Source organism: Flavobacterium aquidurense (assembly GCF_002217195.1).
GTDB lineage: Bacteria > Bacteroidota > Bacteroidia > Flavobacteriales > Flavobacteriaceae > Flavobacterium > Flavobacterium frigidimaris.
In genome coordinates, this window is the sequence record NZ_MUGR01000016.1 from 78,200 (window position 1) to 103,387 (window position 25,188).

The following is a 25,188-nucleotide window of genomic DNA, read 5'->3' on the forward strand; positions in this document are numbered from 1 at the left end:
GAGTTTAAATCAATTAACTTCTAAAATGAATTTTTAGTATAATGACTTGTAAAATTACGCTTCTTTTTGAAATATAGAAGCTTATACCGCAAAAAACGATTCTAATTCTTGTAAGGTTTCTTTTGAAGTTTGAATATCTTTAACAATCTCGCCCTTATTAAGTGCTACAATTCTATCGCAAACCTCTACTGTATGCTGCAAATCATGACTTGAAACTAATACTGTAACATTTGGATTTTCAGCAAGGTCTTTGATTATTTTTTTTAATCTGCTTACAGTTGTAGGATCTAAATTAGCAAAAGGCTCATCAAGAATAACCACTTCAGGATTACTAATGAGTGTCGCAATTATCCCCACTTTTTTCTGATTTCCTTTGGATAAATCGCGCAGGTATTTTTTGTTATTCAGGATTTCACCATTAAAAAATTCTTCATGAGTGGCTAACAAAGCATCAATATCAGCTTTGTTTTGATGACGCAAATCTCCGATAAAATAGAAATATTCCTCCGGAGTCAAATATCCTATCAGAAAACTTTCATCAAGAAAAGATCCCGTAAAAGATTTCCAGTTTTCACTCGTATTGACCTGAATACTATTACTTGTGATATTTCCTGTAGAAGGCTGAATCAGATCTAATAATAAACTGAAAAAAGTTGTTTTTCCCGCTCCGTTATTGCCCACTAAACCAAAGCTTTGTCCCTTTGGGATTTCAAGATTGTTAATGTTTAATACTGTTGTTCCGTTATATGTTTTTGAAAGTTGATTTACTTGTATCATTTTCTATCTGTTTAATTGGTTAATCGTTGATTGGGTTAATTTTCAATAAGATAAAAATTATCTTATCATCAAATTGACACGTTCTCTAATTTAATTCTTTTGTTTATAAGCGCTTATCGTACTGTATTTCTCGATTTTATATCTTTTTTCGATTAGGGAAAAAACCTTATCTTTTAAGATAAAACCTAAAACTCCTGCACCAGCCACTAATGATAAGCCAAGTGTTTTATTTCCTAAATAAAGACCAATGGCATAAAGTCCTAAAGGCAATAATATTTTAGGTAATGTCAATAACATCGCGCTTACATTAAATGCTTTTTTATCTCCAAATGCTCCTCCGGCAGAACTTAAATCGATTGGTGTTTTTGTAAATGCCCCTCCCAAAAGTACTAAGTGTGAGTTGACTCCAATGTTATAAATCGCACCTACTACAATTGTCAGATAAATTTCCCACCCGAAAAAAAGATAGAATGAAGCGATTATAGTTGAAAGAATTGTGGCAATAACAATCAGCCACCATTTTGAGGTGATATAACCGCGATACGGGATATTTTGTGTCATCATTAATTGATAATATGAACTATCCCAGCTTGGTACGAACTGACCAAAGACAAACAAAAATCCTCCTGAAACAAATATCCCGGCAAAAATATGCATCACTTCCGGCTGATGTGTGTTTCCGAAAAAGATGAATCCGTAGAACAAAAAGAAGACACTCATGAAGATCGTTGTTTTCGATCTCTTGTTTCTTTTAATTAATTTAATATCATTTTTAAGAAAAGTCCCTAAAGTACCAAACTGATTCAGCCATGAAAGGTTCTCAGTTTCAGCAACATCTTCTTTTTTAGAAAGTCCGGCATCTAAAAACAGATTGTTTTTAAAATATTTAAAGGTAAACGCATACAATCCTATCAATACTAAAACCGGAATCAAAAACAATCCTTTTAAAGCATAAAATCCCTGAAAAGCTGGAGTTGTAAAACTCGTAATATCAAATATTTTATAATATTGTGCTGCAGCCATTGCGAGGATTAGTCCTACAAAGAAAACAAACAATTTATCGATATTGCTTAAAATAATATTCAAAAAATTATTGATATATACTAATGAAAAAGCTGCTAAAAGCCAAAAAATAACGCCCGTAATATCATAACCTTCCAGAACTAACACAATAGAAAACGGAATAAAGAAAAGGGCATGAACCCAATTGAAAAAAGACAACGCCGTTTTGCCTAATGAGAAATGTACAATTGTTGGTTTTTTGAAAGGTAAAACCAGTAAAGGTTTAATATTCAATACCGGAATCGCCTGCATCAGTAACCTAATTACAAGGTCGAACAGAAAATAATAAATCAGAAATTGATTGATGGTTATCAATGGTTCCAGATTCATTTTTCGTAATACATAAAATGCTCCTACTCCCATTCCGATAAAAAGTATCGAAAAATAGACCATCAAAAAACCAATTAAAATTTTCATCGCGACATTTACGCCAAAGGATGCAGATCTGGTAAAGGCCTTCCATTCTAGATAAATAAACTTTTTAATCATGGTTATTTGGTTTTCAGTTTTGTAGTAAGAGATCAAATGTAAGTAAACGTTACAAAAAAAGTTAAAAATAATTATTTCGTGCCTGACATTTAATCTCCGTTTGCTACTTTTGCATAAAATATACAATCATGCCTTCATTCTTAAAACTTATAATTAAAGAGGTAAAACGCGAAACAACCGACGCGGTTTCTGTACTTTTTAATGTTCCAGAAGAACTAAAACAGGACTATAAATTTATAGCCGGACAATACATAAATTTAAAATTAACTCTTGATAATCAAGAGATTCGTCGCGCATACTCTATTTGTTCTGCACCGGAAAGCGGTGAATTGCGAATTGCAGTAAAAGCAGTAAAAAACGGTTTGTTTTCTCAGTTTGCCAATACCAGACTTAAAGCCGGTGATGTCCTTGAAGTAGGTCATCCTGAAGGAAAATTTACTTTTGAACCGGATGCTGAAAGACAAAAAAATTATGCTGCTTTTGTTGCCGGAAGCGGAATTACTCCTGTGCTTTCGATCATAAAATCTGTTTTGAAAAGTGAACCAAAAAGCTCATTTGTATTGGTTTACGGAAATAAAACTCCTGAAGACACTATTTTTTACCAGGAATTACATGATTTGCAATTGCAATATGTAGGTCGTTTTTTCGTGCATTATGTTTTTAGTCAGGCCAAAGCAGAAAATGCTTTGTTTGGCAGAATCGAAAAATCAGCAGTAAATTTTGTTTTGAACAACAAACACAAAGAACTACAATTTGACAAGTTCTTCTTGTGCGGACCGGAAGAAATGATCAATACTGTTTCGAATGTTCTGAAAGAAAAAAATGTAAAAGAATCAGCTATTAAGTTTGAGCTTTTTACTTCTTCATCTCAGGAACACGAAATAAAAACATCATTAGAAGGACATACAAAAATCACTGTTTTAGTTGATGACGACGAAGTTTCGTTCGAAATGTCTCAAAAACAAACCATATTAGATGCGGCTCTGAAACAAGGAATCGACGCCCCATATTCTTGCCAGGGCGGAATTTGCAGCAGCTGTCTTGCCCGCGTAACTTCAGGAACTGCAGAAATGACTAAAAATTCGATTTTAACGGATAAAGAAATTGCATCAGGTTTGATATTAACATGTCAGGCACATCCAACATCTGAGTCTATTTATGTAGATTATGATGATGTATAGGTAGTTAAAATTCCAATAAAAAAAAATCCAAATTCCAAACTTACAATTGGTATTTGGATTTTTTTTGTTTGATAATTAGTAGCAATCTTTGTAAAATTGTAATTTAATTGAATATGAGATCAGTACGGGAAATTTTTAAAAGCAAGGAATATCTTTTAGACGAGCCTGAAGTTGAGAAACTTGTAGAATACTGCGAAGAACTGCAAGATGAAATTGTAGAGTTTAAATATCAGAAAACCAACAACAAAGAACTTGCGATGCTGGACATGCTCAAAGAAGTTATAAAAGGCTGCAATGCCATCGAAAAAGAGCAAATAGAACACGAAAGATTTGGTTATGAAGCACCAAACTATGAAGCCACAATTTCGAATCTTAAAAACTATATTTATAGCCGATGTCGGGATGAAAAGATATGGTTGTGAGAAATTCCAATTAAAAAAACACCGTTGAGTAATACATAAACAAACATATAAGTTTTTGATTTTTTTTTAAAAAATATGCTTAAAATTTAGTATATTAGTACTTTAACTAAAGCTGATCATTCTTCTTTTCTTAAGACAGATTTGTAAAGCTATATCTGATTGTCAACCTAAAATTTAAATATTATGGCAATGCATCATTATCTCCGTCTCTCTTTTATTGTACTTTTTGTAATAACATCCTGCTTTTGTATCTACTTCATAATTAAAAAAAGAAGTAACAAAAAAGCTCCTAAATTACTTTCAGAAGAAAAATACAATTCCTCCATGACTGATGGAATGAAAGAAATATCATCTAATGACAGCTTTTTTAATATTTGGCCTTATGTAAGTGAATTAAAAGCAGCTAAAATCTTATCGAAAAAAATTAAGGAATCTGATTTGGTACATAAAGTTTACAGAAACTCAACTGAAGATTTTGAACATATTTTACTCGCTACTGAAAAAGAAAATCATTTTGTTAAGGTGGTAGTGGACAGAAACAAAAAGAAAGCAATGGGATATCTTTTTCTTGATTTATAAAAAATGATTAATAATCTTTGACAAAGTTTTACACAAAGTAACCGTTCTCATTGTCATCCCGAGGAACGAGGGATCTTCGCGAGAAACTAACACAAAGTATTTTTCTTAAATTGTCGAGCTACTTGCGAAGATCCCTCGTTCCTCAGGATGACAAAAATGCGCAGACCAACTTTGAATATAAACAAAGATTTATCTTAAAATAAAAAAATTCCAAATTCCAACTTTATCATTGGGATTTGGAATTTTTTTATTGGAATTTAGTGTTCTTAAAATTTACAAAACTTTCTGGATTTTTCCGACTATTTCATCGGGAGAAATACTTCTCATCGCATCTTCGTAGCCTTCAACCACCTTGTTTCCATAAACCGATGTTGGTAGTTTTGGATATTGATTTCGATCTGAAACCAAAGCGTTTTCAATAGTTTGATTAAAAGGTAAAAAACCTGCGTACGGATGCGTTGCTCCCCAAAGCGTAATTACTTTTACACCTAACATTGCGGCAATATGGGCATTTCCGGAATCCATAGAAAGCATTACATCGAGATTGCTTATCAATTCTAATTCCTGCTGAAATTTTATTTTTCCGGCCATATTAATTACATTTTCAAATGGCTTTGCAAATGAATCCAGAATTTCGATTTCTTTCTTTCCTCCACCAAAAAGTAAAATTTTATTAGCTTTATTTTCAGCTAGTTTTGCAATAACTTCTTGCATTAAATCCTTTGGATAAACCTTAGAATCGTATTGTGCAAAAGGTGCAATTCCTACCAACTTTTGATTATTGTCGCCGATAATATCGAGAATTTCTGAACTTAAAATTGCCTTCTCAGGAAATTGAGGATTCGATAAATCTAAAGTAAAACCAAGTTCATTAAACACTTTTACGTGTCTTTCGAACATTGTTGGCAATTGCCTGAAGATTTTATTTTCTGAACGGGTTAGTTCTTTTTTACCTTCTCTTCCTTTGTCAACTGTAGCTCTTTTTTTTCCGCTTAAAGCGAAAAGTAAGCTCACAATCTTAGATCTTAAAACATTATGAAGATCCGCGAAAGCATCAATTTTTAGTTTTTTAACATCGCTAAACAATCTCAAAAGTCCTTTGAAACCTTTGTGACGTTCTTTTTCATCAAAAGCAAAAAATTCCAAATTCGGAATTCCGTCAAAAAAGGGTTTAAAAAACGGACGTGAAATGACTGTGATTTTTACCTCCGGATATTGTTTTACGAAAGCGCGTAAAACAGGAACCGTCATGGCGACATCTCCCATTGCGGAAAGTCTCATGACGGCTATATGCTTAATTTTATTGGACAATTGTGCCAATTATTTCTTATTTTGGTATAAGACAGGATTCAATTCATCGTCATTGTACATCTTCATTTGTTTGTACACTTTCATGAATTTATCTCCATTTTCTATGTCAGTCAATAAATCATCAATTGCTGTTGATAAATCCGTTCTTTGTTCTAAAAGAATGTTCAATTTTTCCTGACATTTATCTCTGTGCTCTTGTGAAGCCTCTGCGCGATTAGCTTCTTCCTGCATATGATAAATCTTTAATGCTAAAATAGACAATCTGTCAAAAGCCCAGGCAGGACTTTCAGAATTGATTTTTGCACCATCTTTTACTTTTACATCACTGTATTTTTGTAAAAAATAACTATCTATGTATTCTACCATATCAGTACGTTCCTGATTAGAGGCATCGATTCTTCTTTTTAAAGTCAATGCTGCTACAGGATCAATTTGCGGATCACGAATAATATCTTCAAAATGCCATTGAACAGTGTCAATCCAGTTTTTTAAATACAATAAATGCTCGAATTTATCCTTAGGATAAGGATTGTTGATAGGTTGATCAACATTATCAAATTGATGATAATCTTTGATGCTTTGTTCGAAAACAGAATATGCTAATTTTGAAAACATGTCTTTATTTGTTAGAGTTACAAAGATACTTTTTATACTTTTATCGTGCGAATAAAACGATTTTTTTTTCGTTATCGTGTTGTAACCATTGATAATTCTAAAATTTTATTATGAAAATCCATTATATATCTGAGAATAATAGCGTATTAAATCATTTTTTAGGTCAAATCAGAAATATAAATGTTCAAAACGACAGCATGCGTTTTCGAAGAAATATTGAGCGAATTGGCGAAATTATGGCATATGAACTGAGCAAAGATTTGTCATATAAAAATGTCGAAATTCAGACCCCGCTTGGTATTAAACAAACCACTGAAATCGAAAGTGATTTGGTTTTATGTTCCATTTTAAGAGCTGGTTTACCGCTTCATAATGGCTTTTTGAACTACTTTGATCATGCAGAAAACAGCTTTGTTTCGGCTTGTCGCTACCATCCAAATAATGATGAAGAATTCGAAATTAGAGTTGAATATCAAGCGGTTTCGAATATCAATGATAAAACTGTTTTGCTGCTTGATCCAATGTTGGCAACCGGTCAGTCTATCGTTGCGGTTCATGAAAAATTAGTTCAAAATGCTACTCCAAAAGAGATTCATATTGTCGTGGTTATTGCTGCTCCTGAAGGAATTGCGCTTCTTGAAAAAAGTCTTCCTGAAGACTGTCATTTATGGGTAGCTTCTTTGGATGAAAATTTAAATGAGAAAAACTACATTGTTCCGGGTCTTGGTGACGCTGGTGATCTTTCTTACGGCAGTAAATTATAACTGTGAGAAAAACGTAAATAAACTACACAAAATCAATACATAAAAGACAATTTCATTATTGAGTTTTTGCTGCATATATTCTACATGACTTGAAGCCATAATCGTCAAAGGTGCAATGCTAAACAATAGCAGATCATTACTTTTATTTGGCGAAACAATAAAAACAAGTGCTGCAATAAAAAAACAGGCTACAATTTTTTTATAGGATGAATGTACAATCTGTGGTCTGTTTGACAGCGTTGTCAACATAGAAGTTACAAAAAACAAAGCTACTGCAACATATATCGAAAGTGCCCCATTTTCATAATTGTTCTTGAAATAATTAATATTAAAATCGATCACCGCATGTTTCTGAAAAAACTGAACTAAATCAATATGGAAGATTAAAGAGATCAGTAAAAAGATTATTGATACTGCTAAAAGGGCTACAAAAGGTAAAATCCAGTTTCTGTAATCTCTCGAAACATGAAAAACGATGGATATAAAAACCAATATTAAGAAAAGAATACACCAAAATTGAAATAAAGAGGCTATTAAAATCCAAAAAGAGGCGTCAAATATTTTTTCTTTTGATGATTTTAAGGATTGCAGCGAAATCAATCTTCGAAGTGCCAACAGTATAAAAAAGTTGGCATATACAACATTGGCATTATTAAAAATCGTGGGGAAAAATAATATAAACAATAAGTAAAAAAATATCGTGTAACCGTTGTCTTTACTGAGGCCGTTTTTTTTTACAATGAAATTAATCAGGAAAAATGAAGCCAAAATAAAGAGCAGGGAACTTACTTTTTGAAACGCCAAAAAATAAGAACTCACCCATGATGGATCTTTAATTTGAAAAATAAAAAAGAAAACCAGTATCAAAATTACGACCAATGAATAATTTAATGGCGTAGATTTTTTAAAAACACTTGTTATCATAAGGATATTTTATACTTTTGTGATTGTAAATATAATACTTGTTTAAAAAGGAAAACCAACAAGTTGAAAAAAGATTCTTTATTGAATTTTGTCTTCAATGCGTTAAAAACAATAAATAACATATAATTTTATAAATTATGACAGCTTTTTTTGAAGGAATACAATACTTATTCGTTAACATTTTATTTGCTCCACTTGACTTTTTACGTCACCTAGAACTTGTTACTTGGTTTGGTGCTAATACTATTAACTGGATTTTTATGATCATCTGCGCATGCGCAATCGTTTATTGGATTAAACAATTACGCATTTTTGATGACGCCGGAACGGAAAATCAAGATACTACAGCTCACTCTTTTTTAAAGTAAGTCGAAGCCAATATCTTTTCTAAAATACATCTTATCAAAATTTAGTTTATCTATATTTTGGTAAGATTTTTTTATGGCCTGTTGAAAATCGTCTCCATAAGATGTTACAGTCAATACACGTCCTCCATTACTAACGACTTTATCGCCATCTAATTTTGTTCCAGCATGAAAAACGATCGAATCGGTAATATTTTCTAAACCTGTAATTACTTTTCCTTTATCAAAATCTTCAGGATATCCGCCGGAAACCACCATAATTGTAGTCGCACTTCTTGGGTCAACCTCCAATTCGAAAGTATCTAACTTTTGATCTGCCACTGACTGAAACAATTCAACCAAATCAGATTTTAATCTTGGCACAACAACTTCAGTCTCAGGATCTCCCATTCTCACGTTGTATTCAATAACTATTGGTTCGTTTTTTACATTGATCAAACCAATAAATACAAATCCTTTATATTCGATTCCGTCTTTCTGGAATCCTTCGATTGTTGGTTTTACGATACGAGTTTCGATTTTTTCCATCAAAACAGCATCAACATAAGGAACCGGGGAAACTGCTCCCATTCCGCCTGTATTTAATCCTGTATCGCCTTCTCCAATACGTTTGTAATCTTTTGCTGTTGGAAGAATTTTATAGCTTTTTCCGTCCGTTAAAACAAAACAGCTTAATTCGATTCCGTCAAGAAATTCTTCAATTACTACTTTTGAACTTGCTGCTCCAAATTTTTCGTGAACCAACATGTTTCTTAATTCGGTTTTAGCTTCTTCAAGATCCTGAATAATCAAAACTCCTTTTCCCGCCGCTAAACCATCTGCTTTTAAAACGTATGGAGGTTGTAATGTCTCAAGAAATGTACATCCTTTCTCAACTGTTGCTGCAGTAAAACTGTCGTAAGCTGCTGTTGGAATGTTGTGTTTCATTAGAAACTCCTTAGCAAATTCTTTACTTCCTTCTAATTGAGCCCCTAATTTTGATGGTCCAATAACCGGAATATGCTGTAAACTTTCGTCATTTTTAAAATAATCGTAAATCCCTTTTACCAAAGGATCTTCTGGCCCTACGACCACCATTTTTACATTTTCCTTAATTACAAATGCTTTTATAGCTTCAAAATCAGTTGGAGACATTGCAACGTTTGTAGCAATTGCAGCTGTTCCCGCATTTCCTGGTGCAACAAAAAGTTTTTCGCAAAGCGGACTCTGAATCATTTTCCACGCAAAAGCATGCTCTCTTCCGCCTGATCCCAATAGTAAAATTGTCATGGTATAGTTGTATTTAGTTGTGGTGCAAAAATAATTGCTTTTGTACGTAAAAAATAATTAAATCTTAAAAACTTGTTGATTCTCCTTTGTTAGTAATTTGATGCTATTTTTTTTGATCAAAATTAAGTTCGCAAATGATTTCTATTTTATATTTAAAAATGAATTTTAAACTTCACTTTCACTAGAAAAATTTTCAATCTTATATTTAATATAAATAAAATCTTACATTTGATTTTTTTAATTAAAAATCTATGGAAGATCAGTCTTTACTTTCTGAAGAAACTATTTCTACTAAAATATATTATATCCGCAATCAAAAAGTGATGCTCGATCGTGATTTAGCCTCTCTTTACGGAATTGAAACCAAGGCATTAAAACAAGCTGTTAAAAGAAATTTATCACGATTTCCTGAGGATTTTATGTTTGAACTTACTAAAATAGAATCCGATTCTTTAAGGTCACAAATTGTGACCTTAAAAAAAGGAAGAGGAGAACATCAAAAATATTTACCTTCAGCTTTCACAGAACATGGGGTTTTAATGCTTTCCAGCGTTCTAAAAAGCGATAAAGCAATTCAGACCAATATACAGATCATGCGCATTTTCACCAAAGTGAGACAGATGCTTTTGGATACAACAGAAATTAAAGTTGATATTCTTCAAATCCAAAAGAAGTTAGAAAATCACGATAAAAATATTGAATTGGTTTTTTCTTATCTGGACGAATTGACTGAAAAGAAAGAAAAAGAAAGTGAACGGGTGAAAATTGGATATAAAAAATAAGCCGTTTTTTAAGTAACTCATTATAAACGAAAACGGGCAAATATTTATTGAATATTTGCCCGTTTTTTTATTTTATATAACTTGAAAAATCTTTGTGTTCTTCTTTTGAAAGTTCTTCTTTTGAAAGCGACCTGAAATAATCATACGTAATCTTCATTCCTTCAGCGCGATCTACTTTTGCTTCCCAACCTAATAATTCTTTTGCTTTTGTAGTGTCTGGCTGGCGTTGTAAAGGATCGTTTATTGGTAATGGATGGTAGACTACCTTTTGATTCGTTCCCGTTAATTTAATGATCTCTTCTGCAAAATCTTTAATTGTAATTTCGTCCGGATTACCAATATTTACGGGATATACATAATCTGAATGCAATAATCTGAAAATACCTTCGACCTGATCATCAACATAACAAAAAGAACGGGTTTGCATTCCGTCTCCAAAAATGGTTAAATCTTCGCCGCGTAAAGCTTGTCCGATAAAAGCCGGAATTACACGTCCGTCATTCAAACGCATTCTTGGTCCGTAGGTATTAAAAATACGCACTATTCTGGTTTCTACTCCATGAAATGTATGGTAAGCCATTGTAATTGATTCCTGAAAACGTTTTGCCTCATCGTAAACGCCACGCGGGCCAATTGTATTTACGTTTCCGTAATACTCTTCCGTTTGAGGATGAACCAATGGATCTCCGTAAACTTCAGATGTTGAAGCGATCAAAATTCTCGCTTTTTTTACTCGTGCCAAACCTAAAAGATTATGAGTTCCCAGAGATCCGACTTTTAAAGTCTGAATTGGGATTTTTAAATAATCTATTGGACTTGCGGGTGAAGCAAAATGCAAAATATAATCTAAATCACCCGGAATGTGCACAAACTTCGTGATGTCGTGATGATAAAATTCGAAATTTTCAAGTTTGAATAAATGTTCAATGTTTTTAAGATCTCCCGTAATCAGATTATCCATTCCAATAACATAATAGCCTTCTTTTATGAATCGGTCGCACAAATGCGATCCTAAAAATCCTGCTGCTCCGGTAATAAGTATTCTTTTCATATTAATTATTTATACATCGCAAATGTAACTGATTTGAAAATTATAGAAACTATTCTAAAAAAAAACTGCCTAAAAATAATTAGGCAGTTTTATAAATCTTAGTCTCATATTTACTGATTGTGACTATTTTGAAATAATCATTTATCAATTTATTTTACGTTGAAAATTTGTTCCAAAATTTTAATAGTAATCAAATAGGTAGGCTTTACACCCGTTGTTCCTAATCCGCCTGAAGCTAAGGTGCTTCCTGTTTCCAGAGGATTATCTGAGGCATAATAAGCATAACGCACTTTGATATCGTGTGGTACGCTTTTTCTAATTTTTGATGCTGACTGAATGGCTTTCTGATAATAAGATCCTTCCATCTCAAGACCAATTACTCCCCAGGTCGATTCGTGAAAGAATTTCAATAAATCTCTGTTCTGTAGTGATGTTCCTAAAACAGTAACCATTGCACCTTCAAAAACTGCAATATCATTTCCCTCAAACATTGCTCCTTTTAATTCATTTTCGAAGAAATAATTATCCGCGGTTCCTTCGTTTATATGTGCAGTCGGGATCATGATATCACCTTTTCCGCCTTCCAGAATTCCGGCTTTACCCATTATTGAAACTGAAGCTACATTCAATAACGTTTCTTTTTTATAAGGTTTTAATAACTCATCGATAGTTTCATAAGCCTGCTCACCAAAAGCATAATCCATTACAATAATAACTGGTTTAGCTTCATCAAGAGCTGCTTTTGGAAATCCCGTTTTTGCCCAGTCAATTTTTGCCGTATCAAAAATCTGAACATCGATATTAGTCCCTGAACTATCTGGCAGCGAAATCATACCATTTTTTAATGCCAGTTCTTCTACCTGGCTTCTAATTTCTTTGGCTCCGGATTTGCTTAATTCTTCATAAATATAAAAATCAGACTTGTCCTTGAATTTCGTTTTCAACAACGGTGTTGCAAAAATAGAATTCATAACGCTGTGCATATTGGCACTTATTACATGAATTGGGCGTTTTAGCAGGTTATTTGTCTTTAAAACCTCCTTGATATTGGTTGCCCATATTTCGCCGTGAATATGATGTCCTAAACGTTCTCTAAGAACAGGACTAAAAGTTATAGTACGTTTATTATTGTCAACCACTTCTTCGATTGCCAACTTTCCTAACCAATAAATAACATGAAGAAAACGGTCCGGAGTTTCTTCAGATCCAAATGCTTCATATATATCCAGAACCTCTTCAAAAGTTCTTCCTAATATATTGGCAACATGCGAAATTGCTTTTTCTTTCTCAATTAAAGGCAATTTTTTAGTTTGCATTACGGCCTGCTCTAATTTCATCCAATCACGGGAAACTTCCCCGCCATCGTCTAATAAAACTCTGTTTTTAATTTTATGAGATTCAATGAAAATAAAAGTCAAATGCGTCAGGATATCATAAATGTCTGAACGCCCTCGGGTGATTTCAACATTCATTTGTTCCTCATCAATCCTATAACAATTTCTTCGTCTTTTTGGAGGAACAATGGCCTCAAAATGTGATTTAGAATATCCTTCATCAGAGGTTAAATTGATAAATCGACATTGTTCAATACCTATTGGTAAACGTTCTATAACATACAGAAGTCCGTTAAGTTCTACTTTTTCTTCGCCTATATTTCCGTAAATTTCCGGACGTAAGGCTAATAATGATTCACGCAAGCCATCACCCGAAACTCCCATTGGTTTATAAAAACCACGGTTGAATAAATGGCGCATTGTAATGTACATTCTTTCTATTGCCGCAGATGATTCCTGCGCTCTTGATCTTGATATATGTTTGGTTTCTTTCATGCTATTTTATTTTAAAAATCTTCTGTTTGTGAAGATGTAATATGTATTTTGTTAAACGAAATTAGGAATTAAAAATGTTAATTCAACTGAAATCTGCTCATGTCATTATTTAATAACATTTATTTTAAACTAAGATTAACAATTTCAATCACTTCACATTCCGCAACTTTATGAGGCCCTTCCATAAAAAAACCTTTTAATCCAATTTTAATTCTCTCTCTATGTAATTCATACAATGTTTCATTTAATATCCACATTTTTGCCTTACCAGAAGTTGGAACACGTATAGTTTTATCTAAAATGATATTATTTTCGTTATCTAAAAATTCTGGCCAGATCATCCATAATTTTTTTAGATTTTCATCACCGGAATACATAAAATCTGAACGATAACCCTGAATAGGATTTCCAGTTTTTCTACCTCCCTCTTCTCCTGAAAAAAAACGATATTCGACTATAAAATCACATTCTCGATTTCTAACCTTCTCGTATGCTATATGATTTTCCAATTTTCTCTACTTCAAATTATCTGCAATCTTTCTGTCATTCGACAATCTTGGAATTTTATTCTGGCCGCCTAATTTTCCCTGCGATTTCATGTATTCCTGAAATCCGTTTTTAGAAACTTTGGTTACCACCACTTTTCGCAACACATTTCCGGTGATTAAATCATCGTAATAAATATTTTGTTTTCGCATCGAATCGTCAATTGCTGCAGCGAAAGCTTCGATACTTTCAGGCTCATTTTCGAATTCAACCAGCCATTCGTGATACGGTAATCCGCTTGACGGGTTTATTTGTGGCGCGACTGTAAATTCGTTGATTACGATTTTGGTTCCCGCTGTCGCTTCTTTCATCGCGCTTTCTACTTCTTTTGCAATAACATGTTCTCCAAAAGCAGAAATATAATGTTTGATTCTGCCTGAAACGATCACTCTATATGGTGCTAATGAGGTAAACTGAACGGTATCGCCAATATTATATCGCCAAAGTCCGGCATTTGTAGAAACGATCAAAGCATAATTAACACCTGTTTCTACTTCACCAATGGTATAACTTTTTGGGTTTTCTGTAAAGAATTCATCTGCTTTAATAAATTCATAAAAAATTCCTGAATTCAGCAACAACAGCATTCCTTTTGATTTTTGAGAATCCTGATAAGCAAAAAAGCCTTCAGAGGCCGGAAACAACTCAATGCTGTCTACTTTTCGCCCAATCATTTTTTCGAACTTCGCACGATAAGGTTCATAATTGACTCCTCCGTAAATAAACAAATTGAAGTTTTTGAATAAGTCCCCTATTTTCTTTCCGCCGCTTTTTTCCTGTAAACGCTCAAAATACATTTGCACCCATGACGGAATTCCGGAAATAATGGTCATATTCTGATCAATGGTTTCCTCTACAATTGCATTTACTTTGGTGTCCCAATCTTCGATACAATTGGTTTCCCACGAAGGCATCCTGTTTTTTTGAAGATATTTGGGTACAAAATGCGCTCCGATTCCCGACAATCTTCCAAATTTGATTCCGTATTTTTCTATTAAAATTGGACTTCCCTGTAAGAAGATCATTTTTCCGTCTACAAAATCGGCATTTCCGGTTTCGTATATATAATGTAAGATTGCATTTCGTGAAGCTTCAATATGATACGGCATTGATTCTTTGGTCAACGGAATGTATTTTGCCCCGGAAGTTGTTCCTGAAGTTTTGGCAAAATAGAGCGGTTTCCCTTTCCATAAAATATTTTTTTCGCCCATTCGAACTTTGTCGATATAAGGTTTTAAATCTTCATAATCCCGAACCGGTACACGTTTCCTGAAATCATGAACCGTTTTTATTTTATCAAAATGATGATCTGTACCAAACTGCGTTTCTTTGGCACTATTTATTAAACTTTTAAATACTGCGTGCTGAGTTTCTACCGGTTTATTGGCCCAAGCCTGTGTTTTATAATATATTTTGGTGGCAAATAATTTTGCTGCTACTGATTTAATAGACATTTCTTATGGTATTATTTCTTGTCACTTTTGTTTTTATTTCGAGTTTTTTCACCTGGCTCCTTCTCCATCTTTGCCACTTCTTCTCTTAGCTTAAGTTCTTCTTCAGAAGCTTTCATATTTACATCAGAATGCTCATCAGTTTCCGCTAAAATCGAATCTTTATTGAATTTTGCATACTCCAATTCGCCTGTTAATACTTTCTGTATCCCTTTTATATAAGCTTCATTTTTCTTCAAAGCAGTTTCTAAAGAGTCTGATTTAATGGCTAATTCGGTTGCATTCTTTTTTAATTCAGTAGAAGAATATCCCGGAATAAATTCGCGCAAAGGCGTAAAAGCGATGATGAAAGTGGTAATTAAAATTAAAAAAATCCCTCCCAATGTGAACGTTACGAAAACATTCATCAAGTTAAGTTTAAACGAGAAAATTTCTTCGAAAGTGTCTTCATTCAAAATTACCAATCGGTTTTTGATGAATAATTTTTTTCTGAAATTAAATTTTTTCTTAGTCATTAGGTTATTTATACAAGCAAATATAATAATTAATCATCTTGTTAATGCCCGATAAAAATAAACGGATTCCGTTATTTCATCATTTTATAAAATATTTAACGCAAATAGATACGAATATTTTAATCCAAAAACACTTCTTCTTCGTATATTTCTATATACCTTTGCGGTATTATTTAGAAATTAATTTGCTTCGGCATTAAATATACAATCATGGGAAGATTAGGTCTTACAGAAATCCTCGTAATAGTAGGTATTGTGATATTACTTTTTGGAGGTAAAAAAATTCCGGAATTAATGAAAGGTTTAGGAAGTGGTATTAAGGAATTTAAGAACGCTGCTAAAGACGATCAAACTCCACCTGCGCCTTCTGTTAAAAAAGAAGAAGAAGAAATTAAATAAGAATTTAATATTCGTATTATAAACCCCAAATTACAATTGTAGTTTGGGGTTTTAATTTTTTATAAATAAGCTTAAGAACAAAACTCCCAAATTATAGTTTATAATTTGGGAGTTTTTGTATCAATATTTCTCTATCCAATTGGAATTTATTTTTTAAAAATTTTAAAGTACCATCGTCAACTGAATTCTCTTTCTGTCTTCATCAACTTCTGTAACCTTAACGTCAACATGTTGATGAAGCTTAACTACTTCGTTTACATCACTCACAAAACCGGCTTTTAATTGAGAAATATGAACCAATCCGCTTTCTTTGATTCCGATATCAACAAAGCAGCCAAAATTGGTGATGTTATTCACAATTCCCGGTAAAATCATTCCGGTTTTTAAATCTTTAATCGATTTTACGTTTGCGTCAAATTCAAAAACCTTAGCTGACTTTCTTGGGTCTAACCCTGGCTTTTCAAGCTCTTTTATGATATCTTTTAAGGTTAGTAAACCTATTTCAGGTGTAATATAGTTTTCAACCTTAATTAAGGCTGTTTTCTCTTTGTTTGCGATTAGGTCGTTTACTGAAAGTTTCAAATCTTTTGCCATCTTTTCAACAACAGGATAAGCTTCAGGATGTACTGCAGAATTGTCCAGCGGATTTTTTGCATTCGAAATCCTGATAAAAGCTGCGCCTTGCTGATACGCTTTCTCACCTAAACGAGGCACTTTTTTTAGCTGTTTTCTGTCTTCAAACGGACCATTTTCTGAACGATACTGTACAATATTTTCTGCAAGCTTCTCTCCTATTCCGCTCACATAACTTAATAAATGTTTACTCGCCGTGTTGATATTGATTCCAACCGAATTCACGCAGCGAATCACGGTATTATCTAATTCTTCTTTAAGTTTCGTTTGATCTACATCATGTTGATATTGTCCTACTCCAATTGCTTTCGGGTCGATTTTTACTAATTCGGCCAAAGGATCTGACAATCGTCTCCCAATAGAAACCGATCCACGAACCGTTACATCATAATTAGGAAATTCTTCACGTGCAATTTTTGAAGCAGAATAAACCGAAGCTCCAGCCTCCGAAACAATAAAAACCTGCAACGGTTTCTCGAATGCAATTTTTTTGATAAAAAATTCAGTTTCTCTCGAAGCCGTTCCGTTTCCTATAGAAATCGCATCAATTTGATATGCATTTACCATCGAACGAATTTTCTTAATTGCCATTGTTTCCTCATTTTGAGGTGCGTGCGGATAAATCGTTTCATTATATAATAAATCTCCTTTTTCGTCCAGGCAAACTACTTTACAGCCGCTTCTGAATCCCGGGTCAATTGCCAGAATTCGTTTTTCACCCAAGGGCGGTGCTAATAAAAGTTGTCCTAAATTATTCGCAAAAACCTGAATTGAATTGGCATCAGCTTTTGCTTTTGCTTCTTGTAAAGTTTCATTTCCAATCGCCGGATTCAACAACCGTTTATAACTGTCTTCAATCGCTAATTGCAAATGTGCCGTTGTACTGTTTTGCTTTTTAATGATTAATTCATCAATAATATCATAAGCTTCATCGATATCAACATCTACTTTCATTTTTACAAAACCTTCGTTTTCAGCACGAAGCATAGCTAATAATCGATGCGAAGGTGCTTTTGTCAATGGTTCTTCCCAATCAAAATACTGACTGAATTTCTGTGCTCCTTCTTCTTCAATTTTCTTTTTTACAACTTTGGTTCCAATTGTTGCTTTGCGCTGATATAATCTTCGCAATTGCTTACGAACATAAATATTCTCGTTGATCCATTCGGCAATAATATCTCTTGCACCCTGAATTGCAGCTTCCTCATTAATAACATTATCATTTAAATATTGTGTCGAAACAAAATCAACATCAACATCATTCTGCGACATAATAATTTTTGCCAACGGCTCTAAACCAAATTCGCGCGCAACATCAGCCTTTGTTTTCTTTTTCTTTTTATATGGCAGGTAAAAATCTTCTATTTCCTGTAAATCAAAACTTTGTTCAATTTTCTGTTTCAATTCGGGCGTAAGCGCTTTTTGCTCTTCTATTGATTTCAAAACCGCTTCTTTACGTTTTACAATTGTTTCATATTCTTTCTGAAGTTTAGCAATATTCTCTATCTGAACTTCATCAAGATTTCCGGTTGTATCTTTTCTATAGCGGGAAATAAACGGAATTGTACAATCTTCCTCTAATAATTTTACCGTATTTTGAATGTTAATAGCTGCTGTTTGAACAGTCTTGGCAATGAATTGAATATTAGTCATACTTTTAATGAAATAATTTCTTGATTACAAAATGTGATAATCTGTTTTTTAAAAACCATTAACAGATAATCAATCACCCGGCTAAAATAATACCTTTGCTTTTAATTTTAAGCCTATGGAAGTTTTATTACTGTATTTTTTATTTGTAAATATCCTCGTTTTTGTTCTCGCCGGATATGATAAATATCAAGCCCGAAAAAACAAACAAAGGATTCCGGAAAATACATTATTCACAATTGCATTTTTTGGAGGTTCAATCGGATTATTACTAGCAATGCTCCTGTTTAGACATAAAACGAGTAAATCTTCTTTTATTATAAAATTTGGAATAATTTTTATACTCCAAATTGTATTGGTTTATCTAAAATTAACTAATAAAATCTAGTTGTTAACAATGTTAATAACCCTGTAATCAACTGAAATATAGAACTAAAAAACAAAAAACCGGATGAATTATAAAAATCCACCCGGCTTACTTATATTATATTGGCGCGAAGCACCTCGTTTTATTTACTTACTGACAAGCAATTTTATTTACCCTGTTTTGGTGTCTTCCACCTTCAAAAGCCGTTGTCAGGAATGTTTCAACAATTTCTACCGCTTGTGGGATAGATGTAAAACGTGCCGGAATACTCACAATATTAGCATCATTATGTAAACGTGTTAAATAAGCAATTTCTTTAGTCCAGCATAAACCCGCTCTCACTTTAGGATGTTTATTAACCGTCATTGCAATTCCGTTTCCGCTTCCGCAGATTACAATTCCAAAATCAGCTTTACCTTCAGATACATCATTGGCAACAGGGTGTCCAAAATCAGGATAATCAACAGAATCTTCAGAATCTGTACCATAATTGGTTACTTCATATCCTTTTGCTTTAAGCATTGCAACGATTGCTTTTTTATAATCTGGTCCTGCGTGGTCGTTTCCTATCGAAATTTTCATTTTAAATACTATTAAGTTGTGTTTTGCAAATTTACTTAAAGTATATGATATATACTTTACTATAGATTTGTTTATTTTTTACTTAAAATTAAAAATAATGAGAATAGATAATTTACAATGTATAAATCTTTTTTTACGATTTATATATAAGTTTTTTACTATTTTTAAAAAATATAATATTTTGATTTTCAAAAACATATAATAAGTATAACCCTATTTTAAAAACATTAAAAATGAAATATATCATCTTTATTCTATTTAGTTTAAATTGTTTTTCACAAGAGAATTCTAAACCGCAGTTTCTATTTGATGAAAATGATCAATCAATAACGCAAGACCAATTCAATAATAAATTAAAAGATAAAAAATTAGAAATAATTACTTACCAGGTTGATACTGCTTATATAGGAAGATTTTTAAGAAAAGATGATTTTGGTGTTTTATCGCCATCTGAAAAAGTAAAAATTCAAATAGAGCTGGAAAAACTAACGGGTAAAAAAATTGATTCTTCAAAAACTATAATCATTAATTTTTATTACAAAGATAATTCGGAACCAAACGGAAGCTGTATTGACTATTATGTTAATGATAAAGCCTACAAAAAATTCTTAGACAAAAATAATACTATAAATCAGTTTTTTATCACCCAGAAAGATTATAAATATAAAGACAAACAGGTTTACCAGGATACAAATGATTTAATAAGAAAGACTCTTTTTAAATATCACTTTGATTGTGGAAATTACATTATTATAAAACCTAATGGAAAATTTTATCGAAAACTAGGAGAGTATAAACAAAATGAGATTCCTCAAAATTTAAATAGAATCGAATAAAAAATAAACTCAATCAGAACTTACATAATATCAGAAACTTAACACTTATCAACATTATTAACAACTCTATAAGTATCTCATAATCAATAAATAATATTCATAGATTTTGTTAATTTTTTATATTGTTAATACCAAAACCTAATTACTTGATATTCAGTTAACTTTAAGTTAACATTATTTGTTAATAAGTTGAGATAGAAAATTAGAAGTTTTTTTTGGTTGTGTCGAAAAAAAACCTAATCCAAAACCGGAATGAAATAACCTAATAAAGTTTGATGAATTTTTGGAAAAGTTATCAATATCAAAAATGCCATTTTCAACAAATATCAACATGTGAACTTATCTACAAAATGAATCTATTTTAGGTTGTCAACCATTGTTAATTAAAATAGAAAAAGTCTTAGAAACTAATCGTTTAACTTAATATAAGTATGTTGATAACTCACGATAAGTAAGAGAAACTTCATTTCAATGCTTTTAAAAATAAATTTATAGCACATATTAACAAGCTATAATAACAAACAAAAATTAATTTAATTTAAATTTTTCTTTTTGTTGTATTTAATATATGTTGACAACTTTGAAAATTTTAAAAGAAAAAAAAATCCTGAAATTGAAAAAACAGATGAGTTTAAACAATTTTAAGTGGGTTATTAAGATTGTCCAGAATTTGCTGAACTTCGTCGAAATCGTTGGGATGAACTTTGAGTTTGATTCCACCCAGTGCAGTGGTGTACATTGGCACGACAGATAAGGTCATTTCGTTCTCAAAGTAATACGGAATCTGTTCTTGCTCTAATAAGTGCTTTAGAACGATTGTTTCGTGCTGATAATTGAATATGGCAATGGTTTTAAAGCTTTCCATAAAGGGTCTTTTTGTAAATATACGAAATGAGCATTACTAAAAATTTGTCGTTCGCAAGAATTTTGAATATTCGAATTACAAATGACCTTTAAAAATCAATATAAAATCTCCCTTTGAAAGTTATATTTTTAATAATTTATTTGTTAAAATCTATAATCTGATATCTTATTTGTAATTTTAACTTTTTAAGAAAAGATATATGAGTAAGAAAATTAGAAAGCCGATAAAAAATGAGAAAGATTTCTCAAGTAAAATAATAAAAATTTTATCGCAAAGTCCTAATAAAGCATTTAATTACAAACAGATAGGAGCGAAGCTCGAACTTGATGATACAAAAAGCAGAAACCAGATTATAAAAGATTTAAAAATTCTGGCTGCTTCAAAGAAAATTATAGAATCTGAACCTGGCAAATATTTAGTAAAAGCAGAGAGTCAGGATTATTACGAAGGAACAATAGATATGACCAGTAGAAAAACTGCTTATTTTGTTTGTCCTGATTTTAGTGAAGATGTTTTTATCCCAACCAATAATCTGAATCGTGCTTTAGACAAAGACAAAGTAAAAGTTTATGTTTATAACCGAAGAAAAGGGAAAAGACCTGAAGGTGAAGTAATTGAAGTTGTAGAAAGAAATAAAACAGAGTTTGTTGGAGTTATTGATATTCAGGCCAATTTTGCCTTTGTATCTACTGCAAACCCAAAAATGTATACCGATATTTTTATTCCAAAAGATAAAATTGGAGAAGCAGAAAACGGTGATGTTGTTTTGGTTACGATTGAAGACTGGCCAAAAAGAGCCGATAGTCCGTTTGGATCTGTGATCAGAGTTTTAGGAAAACCTGGAGAACACAATACTGAGATTCACGCTATTTTGGCTGAATATGGCTTGCCATCAGATTTTCCGGTAGAAGTAGAGGTTTATGCACAAAAAATAGATACATCCATTCAGGAATCTGAAATTGCAAAACGTCGTGATATGCGTGATACACTTACGTTTACTATTGACCCGAAAGATGCAAAAGATTTTGATGATGCCTTGTCTTTCAAAAAGTTAGAAAACGGAAATTTCGAAATAGGAATTCACATTGCCGATGTTTCGTATTATCTTGAAGAAGGAACAATTTTAGATGATGAAGCGTATCAACGTGCAACATCAGTTTATTTGGTAGATAGAGTAGTGCCAATGCTTCCGGAAGTTTTATCTAATTTTGCTTGTTCGTTGAGACCGAATGAAGAGAAATATACTTTCTCAGCAATATTCGAAGTTTCTCCAACTGCACAAGTTATCAACCAATGGTTTGGAAGAACAGTAATTTATTCAGATCAGCGTTTTGCTTACGAAGAAGCACAATATATCATTGAAACAAAAGACAATACAATTCCTGTTGATATTTCGATCACTGGAGAATCTTATGTTGTGTCTGATGAAATTACCGAAGCTACTTTAAAATTAGATGAATTAGCTAAGATTTTAAGAAAGAAAAGAATGGCCAATGGTGCAATTTCTTTTGATAAAGTCGAAGTAAAATTCAACTTAGATGAACAAGGAGAACCAGAAGGAGTTTATTTTAAAGTTTCTAAAGATGCCAATCATCTGATTGAAGAATTTATGCTTTTGGCCAATAGAAAAGTGGCTGAATACATTGGTAAACAAAAGAAAACATTTATTTACAGAATTCACGATGAACCAAATGAAGACAAGCTTATTGCGATGCAAACCGTAATTGCTAAATTTGGTTATAAAATAGATTTCCGTAATAAAGGCGATATTTCGAAATCATTGAATGCTTTGATGGAAGAAGTAAATGGTAAAAAAGAGCAAAACTTAATTGATACTCTTGCTATTAGAAGTATGAGTAAAGCCAAATATTCGACAGAAAATATTGGTCATTACGGTTTAGCTTTTGATTATTACAGTCATTTTACTTCGCCAATTCGCCGTTATCCTGACGTTATGGTACACCGTTTGCTGCAATATTATCTGGATAACGGAGCATCTGTAGACGAAGAAGTGTATGAAACGAAATGTTTGCATTGTTCGAATATGGAAAGTTTAGCAACAAATGCGGAACGTGACAGTATCAAATACATGCAGGTTAAATACATGCAGGATCACCAGGACGAAGAATTCCTTGGAGTTATTTCAGGAGTTACAGAATGGGGAATTTATGTTGAAATTGTTTCTAACAAATGTGAAGGAATGGTAAGAATCAGAGAAATAAAAGATGATTATTATACTTTTGATGAAAAGCAATATGCTTTGGTTGGAGCTACTTCAAACAGTATTTTACAATTAGGAGATGAAATATATGTAAAAGTTAAAAATGCAGATTTGGTTAAAAAACAACTGGATTTTCATTTTTTAAGAAGAGCAGAATAGAGGTTTAATTAAAAAAATAAAAGTATGAAAAAGTTAATTATAGGAGCGGCAATTTTATTTGTTCAAATGTCTTTTGGTCAGGTTACCAAAGAATTAGGTGAATTCGATACTGTAAAAGTTTACGATAAACTAAGTGTGAAATTAGTTCAGTCATCTGAAAATAAAGTTGTTATAAAAGGAGCGAGAGAAGCCGAACTGGAAGCTGTAAACAAAAATGGAATATTAAAATTAAGAATGCCTTTTCCTAAGCTTTTATCAGGAAATGATCTTCAGGTAACGCTGTATTATAAACATATAGAATTGATTGATGCTAATGAAGGTGCAGCTGTAACAAGTGACGGAACAATAAAAGCTACTTCGTTTAAAGTAAGTGCACAAGAAGGCGCTAAAATTAATGTAGGTTTGGATGTTGATAAACTTAAAGTAAGTTCAGTTTCGGGAGGAGAAATTACCGCAACAGGTAAAGCAGCCAACCTTGATGCAAGTTTAGGAGCTGGCGGATATTTCCTTGGAAGTAAATTAGTCACGTCTCAGACTAAAGTAAGCGTTTCTGCGGGTGGAAAAGCAGATGTTAATGCTTCTACACTTGTTGATGCAAAAGTAAGCGCAGGAGGCTCTATTTACATTTATGGAAAACCGAAACAAATTAATCAAAAAACGGTTTTTGGAGGTAAAATAGAAGAAGTAAAATAAGAAATCGTATTTGAATGATAAATGATATTTTGGCTGGACTGCCATGGGGACTTTTTTTAAGTTTTATGGTAGGTCCGGTATTTTTTATATTACTGGAAACCAGTATTACAAAAGGATTCAGAGCTGCAATAGTTTTTGATCTTGGAGTAGTATTAGGTGATATTTTTTTTATAGCAATCGCCTATTTAGGCAGTTACAGATTAATACAGAGTTTAAAAGATAAACCCGCACTTTTTATTTTTGGCGGAATTATTATGCTGGCTTATGGAATAATTTCTTTCGTTAAATTAAAAAATGAAGAGAAAATTGATGACGAAGCAATAGATCGCGATATTATAAAAAGAAACTACGGCAGTTTGTTTATAAAAGGCTTTATATTAAACGTTATTAACATTGGTGTATTGGGTTTTTGGTTAGCTGTTATCATTTCTGTAGGACCAAAATTAGAAATGCAAAATTCAAGAATGTTTACTTTTTTTACTGCAGTCATCATTACTTATTTAGTAGTAGATTGTATTAAGATATTATTAGCCAAGCAATTAAAATCTAAAATGACACCAACGAATATTCTTAAAATAAAAAAAATTATTAGTATTGTTTTAATGGTTTTTGGATTTGTTTTAATTATCCAGGGTTGGTTTCCAAAAGAAAAAGAAATGGTAAAACATGCTTTTGAAAAGATTGAGAAGTAGTTGTTAATAACTCAAAAATATAGATTAAACCTCTGAATTTCAGAGGTTTTTTTATGTTTATAAGTACATGTAATCGTCTAGTTTGTCATTTCGACGAAGGAGAAATCCTCGCGAGAAGCTCGACAAAGATTGGACAATAGTTACGGAGTTACTTGCGAA

The 25,188-nt window shown here is 32.3% G+C and carries 26 protein-coding genes; 12 read left to right on the top strand and 14 right to left on the bottom strand.

The genetic code is table 11. The features are described from left to right. Window positions 1–81 precede the first annotated feature (81 nt). Both B0A67_RS08990 and B0A67_RS08995 read right to left on the bottom strand, forming a co-directional pair. Window positions 82–777, bottom strand: coding sequence for an ABC transporter ATP-binding protein (locus B0A67_RS08990; RefSeq protein ID WP_072957680.1), 696 nt, complete (start codon window positions 775–777; stop codon window positions 82–84). Window positions 778–867: 90 nt separating this feature from the next. Next, entirely contained in the window at window positions 868–2,328 is a 1,461-nt protein-coding gene (locus B0A67_RS08995) for a DUF5687 family protein (protein WP_072957676.1), read from the bottom strand. Between the two features lie 128 nt (window positions 2,329–2,456). Here B0A67_RS08995 and B0A67_RS09000 point away from each other — a divergent pair, with 128 nt between their 5' ends. From B0A67_RS09000 to B0A67_RS09010, 3 genes are all read left to right on the top strand, one after another. Continuing rightward, window positions 2,457–3,509 carry a ferredoxin--NADP reductase gene (locus tag B0A67_RS09000; protein WP_072957673.1) on the top strand — a complete coding sequence of 351 codons (1,053 nt, stop codon included), beginning with the start codon at window positions 2,457–2,459 and terminating at the stop codon, window positions 3,507–3,509. A gap of 113 nt (window positions 3,510–3,622) precedes the next feature. Further along, window positions 3,623–3,931 (top strand): hypothetical protein, encoded by a 309-nt coding sequence (locus B0A67_RS09005; RefSeq protein ID WP_072957670.1) that lies wholly within the window; start codon window positions 3,623–3,625, stop codon window positions 3,929–3,931. A 183-nt stretch (window positions 3,932–4,114) separates the two neighbouring features. Next, a complete protein-coding gene (locus B0A67_RS09010; protein WP_072957667.1) occupies window positions 4,115–4,510 on the top strand; it encodes a hypothetical protein in 396 nt (131 codons plus the stop codon). 273 nt (window positions 4,511–4,783) lie between these two features. Here B0A67_RS09010 and B0A67_RS09015 read toward each other — a convergent pair whose 3' ends face one another. Then, entirely contained in the window at window positions 4,784–5,791 is a 1,008-nt protein-coding gene (locus tag B0A67_RS09015; protein WP_089069527.1) for a glycosyltransferase family 9 protein, read from the bottom strand. Window positions 5,792–5,830: 39 nt separating this feature from the next. Then, the gene (locus tag B0A67_RS09020; RefSeq protein ID WP_072957662.1) at window positions 5,831–6,436 is read right to left on the bottom strand and encodes a DUF4254 domain-containing protein; all 606 of its coding nucleotides are present in this window, start codon (window positions 6,434–6,436) and stop codon (window positions 5,831–5,833) included. Window positions 6,437–6,546: 110 nt separating this feature from the next. On the opposite strand from B0A67_RS09020, the gene upp reads away from it, so the two are divergent. Then, window positions 6,547–7,200 carry a uracil phosphoribosyltransferase gene (gene upp, locus B0A67_RS09025; RefSeq protein ID WP_072957659.1) on the top strand — a complete coding sequence of 218 codons (654 nt, stop codon included), beginning with the start codon at window positions 6,547–6,549 and terminating at the stop codon, window positions 7,198–7,200. Here upp and B0A67_RS09030 read toward each other — a convergent pair. Then, on the bottom strand, window positions 7,195–8,124 hold the full coding sequence (locus tag B0A67_RS09030; RefSeq protein WP_072957657.1) for a DUF6427 family protein: 930 nt from the start codon (window positions 8,122–8,124) through the stop codon (window positions 7,195–7,197). The two genes, upp and B0A67_RS09030, sit on opposite strands and share 6 nt — an antisense overlap. 137 nt (window positions 8,125–8,261) lie before the next feature. Between B0A67_RS09030 and B0A67_RS25170 the strand changes: the two genes are divergently transcribed. Further along, complete coding sequence (locus tag B0A67_RS25170) at window positions 8,262–8,492, top strand: DUF6341 family protein (protein ID WP_065451773.1); 231 nt, start codon at window positions 8,262–8,264, stop codon at window positions 8,490–8,492. Here the strand turns inward: B0A67_RS25170 and purD are convergent. Beyond that, complete coding sequence (gene purD / locus B0A67_RS09040) at window positions 8,484–9,758, bottom strand: phosphoribosylamine--glycine ligase (RefSeq protein ID WP_072957654.1); 1,275 nt, start codon at window positions 9,756–9,758, stop codon at window positions 8,484–8,486. The two genes, B0A67_RS25170 and purD, sit on opposite strands and share 9 nt — an antisense overlap. A gap of 251 nt (window positions 9,759–10,009) precedes the next feature. Between purD and B0A67_RS09045 the strand changes: the two genes are divergently transcribed. Further along, window positions 10,010–10,540, top strand: coding sequence for an ORF6N domain-containing protein (locus B0A67_RS09045; protein WP_072957651.1), 531 nt, complete (start codon window positions 10,010–10,012; stop codon window positions 10,538–10,540). Window positions 10,541–10,607: 67 nt separating this feature from the next. Here B0A67_RS09045 and B0A67_RS09050 read toward each other — a convergent pair whose 3' ends face one another. The 5 genes from B0A67_RS09050 to B0A67_RS09070 form a co-directional block, all read right to left on the bottom strand. After that, the gene (locus tag B0A67_RS09050) at window positions 10,608–11,591 is read right to left on the bottom strand and encodes a UDP-glucuronic acid decarboxylase family protein (protein WP_072957648.1); all 984 of its coding nucleotides are present in this window, start codon (window positions 11,589–11,591) and stop codon (window positions 10,608–10,610) included. A 149-nt stretch (window positions 11,592–11,740) separates the two neighbouring features. Further along, entirely contained in the window at window positions 11,741–13,420 is a 1,680-nt protein-coding gene (locus B0A67_RS09055) for a DUF6909 family protein (protein WP_072957645.1), read from the bottom strand. Window positions 13,421–13,539: 119 nt separating this feature from the next. Continuing rightward, complete coding sequence (locus B0A67_RS09060) at window positions 13,540–13,929, bottom strand: hypothetical protein (protein WP_207557321.1); 390 nt, start codon at window positions 13,927–13,929, stop codon at window positions 13,540–13,542. A gap of 6 nt (window positions 13,930–13,935) precedes the next feature. Next, on the bottom strand, window positions 13,936–15,420 hold the full coding sequence (locus B0A67_RS09065) for a GH3 auxin-responsive promoter family protein (RefSeq protein WP_072957642.1): 1,485 nt from the start codon (window positions 15,418–15,420) through the stop codon (window positions 13,936–13,938). 11 nt (window positions 15,421–15,431) lie between these two features. Beyond that, window positions 15,432–15,932, bottom strand: a complete 501-nt coding sequence (locus B0A67_RS09070) for a peptidase (protein WP_072957639.1) — start codon at window positions 15,930–15,932, stop codon at window positions 15,432–15,434. 210 nt (window positions 15,933–16,142) lie between these two features. Between B0A67_RS09070 and B0A67_RS09075 the strand changes: the two genes are divergently transcribed. Further along, window positions 16,143–16,331, top strand: a complete 189-nt coding sequence (locus B0A67_RS09075; RefSeq protein ID WP_055096778.1) for a Sec-independent protein translocase subunit TatA/TatB — start codon at window positions 16,143–16,145, stop codon at window positions 16,329–16,331. A 162-nt stretch (window positions 16,332–16,493) separates the two neighbouring features. On the opposite strand, the gene B0A67_RS09080 is transcribed toward B0A67_RS09075, so the two are convergent. Continuing rightward, complete coding sequence (locus tag B0A67_RS09080) at window positions 16,494–18,617, bottom strand: Tex family protein (protein WP_072957636.1); 2,124 nt, start codon at window positions 18,615–18,617, stop codon at window positions 16,494–16,496. Window positions 18,618–18,732: 115 nt separating this feature from the next. Here B0A67_RS09080 and B0A67_RS09085 point away from each other — a divergent pair, with 115 nt between their 5' ends. After that, on the top strand, window positions 18,733–19,002 hold the full coding sequence (locus B0A67_RS09085; RefSeq protein ID WP_072957633.1) for a DUF1294 domain-containing protein: 270 nt from the start codon (window positions 18,733–18,735) through the stop codon (window positions 19,000–19,002). A 129-nt stretch (window positions 19,003–19,131) separates the two neighbouring features. Here the strand turns inward: B0A67_RS09085 and rpiB are convergent, their stop codons facing one another. After that, window positions 19,132–19,563, bottom strand: coding sequence for a ribose 5-phosphate isomerase B (gene rpiB / locus B0A67_RS09090; RefSeq protein WP_056243646.1), 432 nt, complete (start codon window positions 19,561–19,563; stop codon window positions 19,132–19,134). A gap of 233 nt (window positions 19,564–19,796) precedes the next feature. Here rpiB and B0A67_RS09095 point away from each other — a divergent pair, with 233 nt between their 5' ends. Further along, on the top strand, window positions 19,797–20,399 hold the full coding sequence (locus tag B0A67_RS09095; protein ID WP_072957629.1) for a hypothetical protein: 603 nt from the start codon (window positions 19,797–19,799) through the stop codon (window positions 20,397–20,399). Window positions 20,400–21,030: 631 nt separating this feature from the next. Here B0A67_RS09095 and B0A67_RS09100 read toward each other — a convergent pair. Continuing rightward, window positions 21,031–21,264, bottom strand: a complete 234-nt coding sequence (locus B0A67_RS09100) for a DUF2007 domain-containing protein (protein ID WP_072957625.1) — start codon at window positions 21,262–21,264, stop codon at window positions 21,031–21,033. Window positions 21,265–21,463: 199 nt separating this feature from the next. Here B0A67_RS09100 and rnr point away from each other — a divergent pair, with 199 nt between their 5' ends. The 3 genes from rnr to B0A67_RS09115 are packed head-to-tail and all read left to right on the top strand — an operon-like array spanning window position 21,464 to window position 25,029. After that, window positions 21,464–23,644, top strand: coding sequence for a ribonuclease R (gene rnr / locus B0A67_RS09105; RefSeq protein WP_072957622.1), 2,181 nt, complete (start codon window positions 21,464–21,466; stop codon window positions 23,642–23,644). Between the two features lie 24 nt (window positions 23,645–23,668). After that, window positions 23,669–24,337, top strand: coding sequence for a head GIN domain-containing protein (locus B0A67_RS09110; RefSeq protein ID WP_072957619.1), 669 nt, complete (start codon window positions 23,669–23,671; stop codon window positions 24,335–24,337). A 14-nt stretch (window positions 24,338–24,351) separates the two neighbouring features. Then, window positions 24,352–25,029 (top strand): LysE family translocator, encoded by a 678-nt coding sequence (locus B0A67_RS09115; protein WP_072957616.1) that lies wholly within the window; start codon window positions 24,352–24,354, stop codon window positions 25,027–25,029. Window positions 25,030–25,188: the final 159 nt, after the last annotated feature.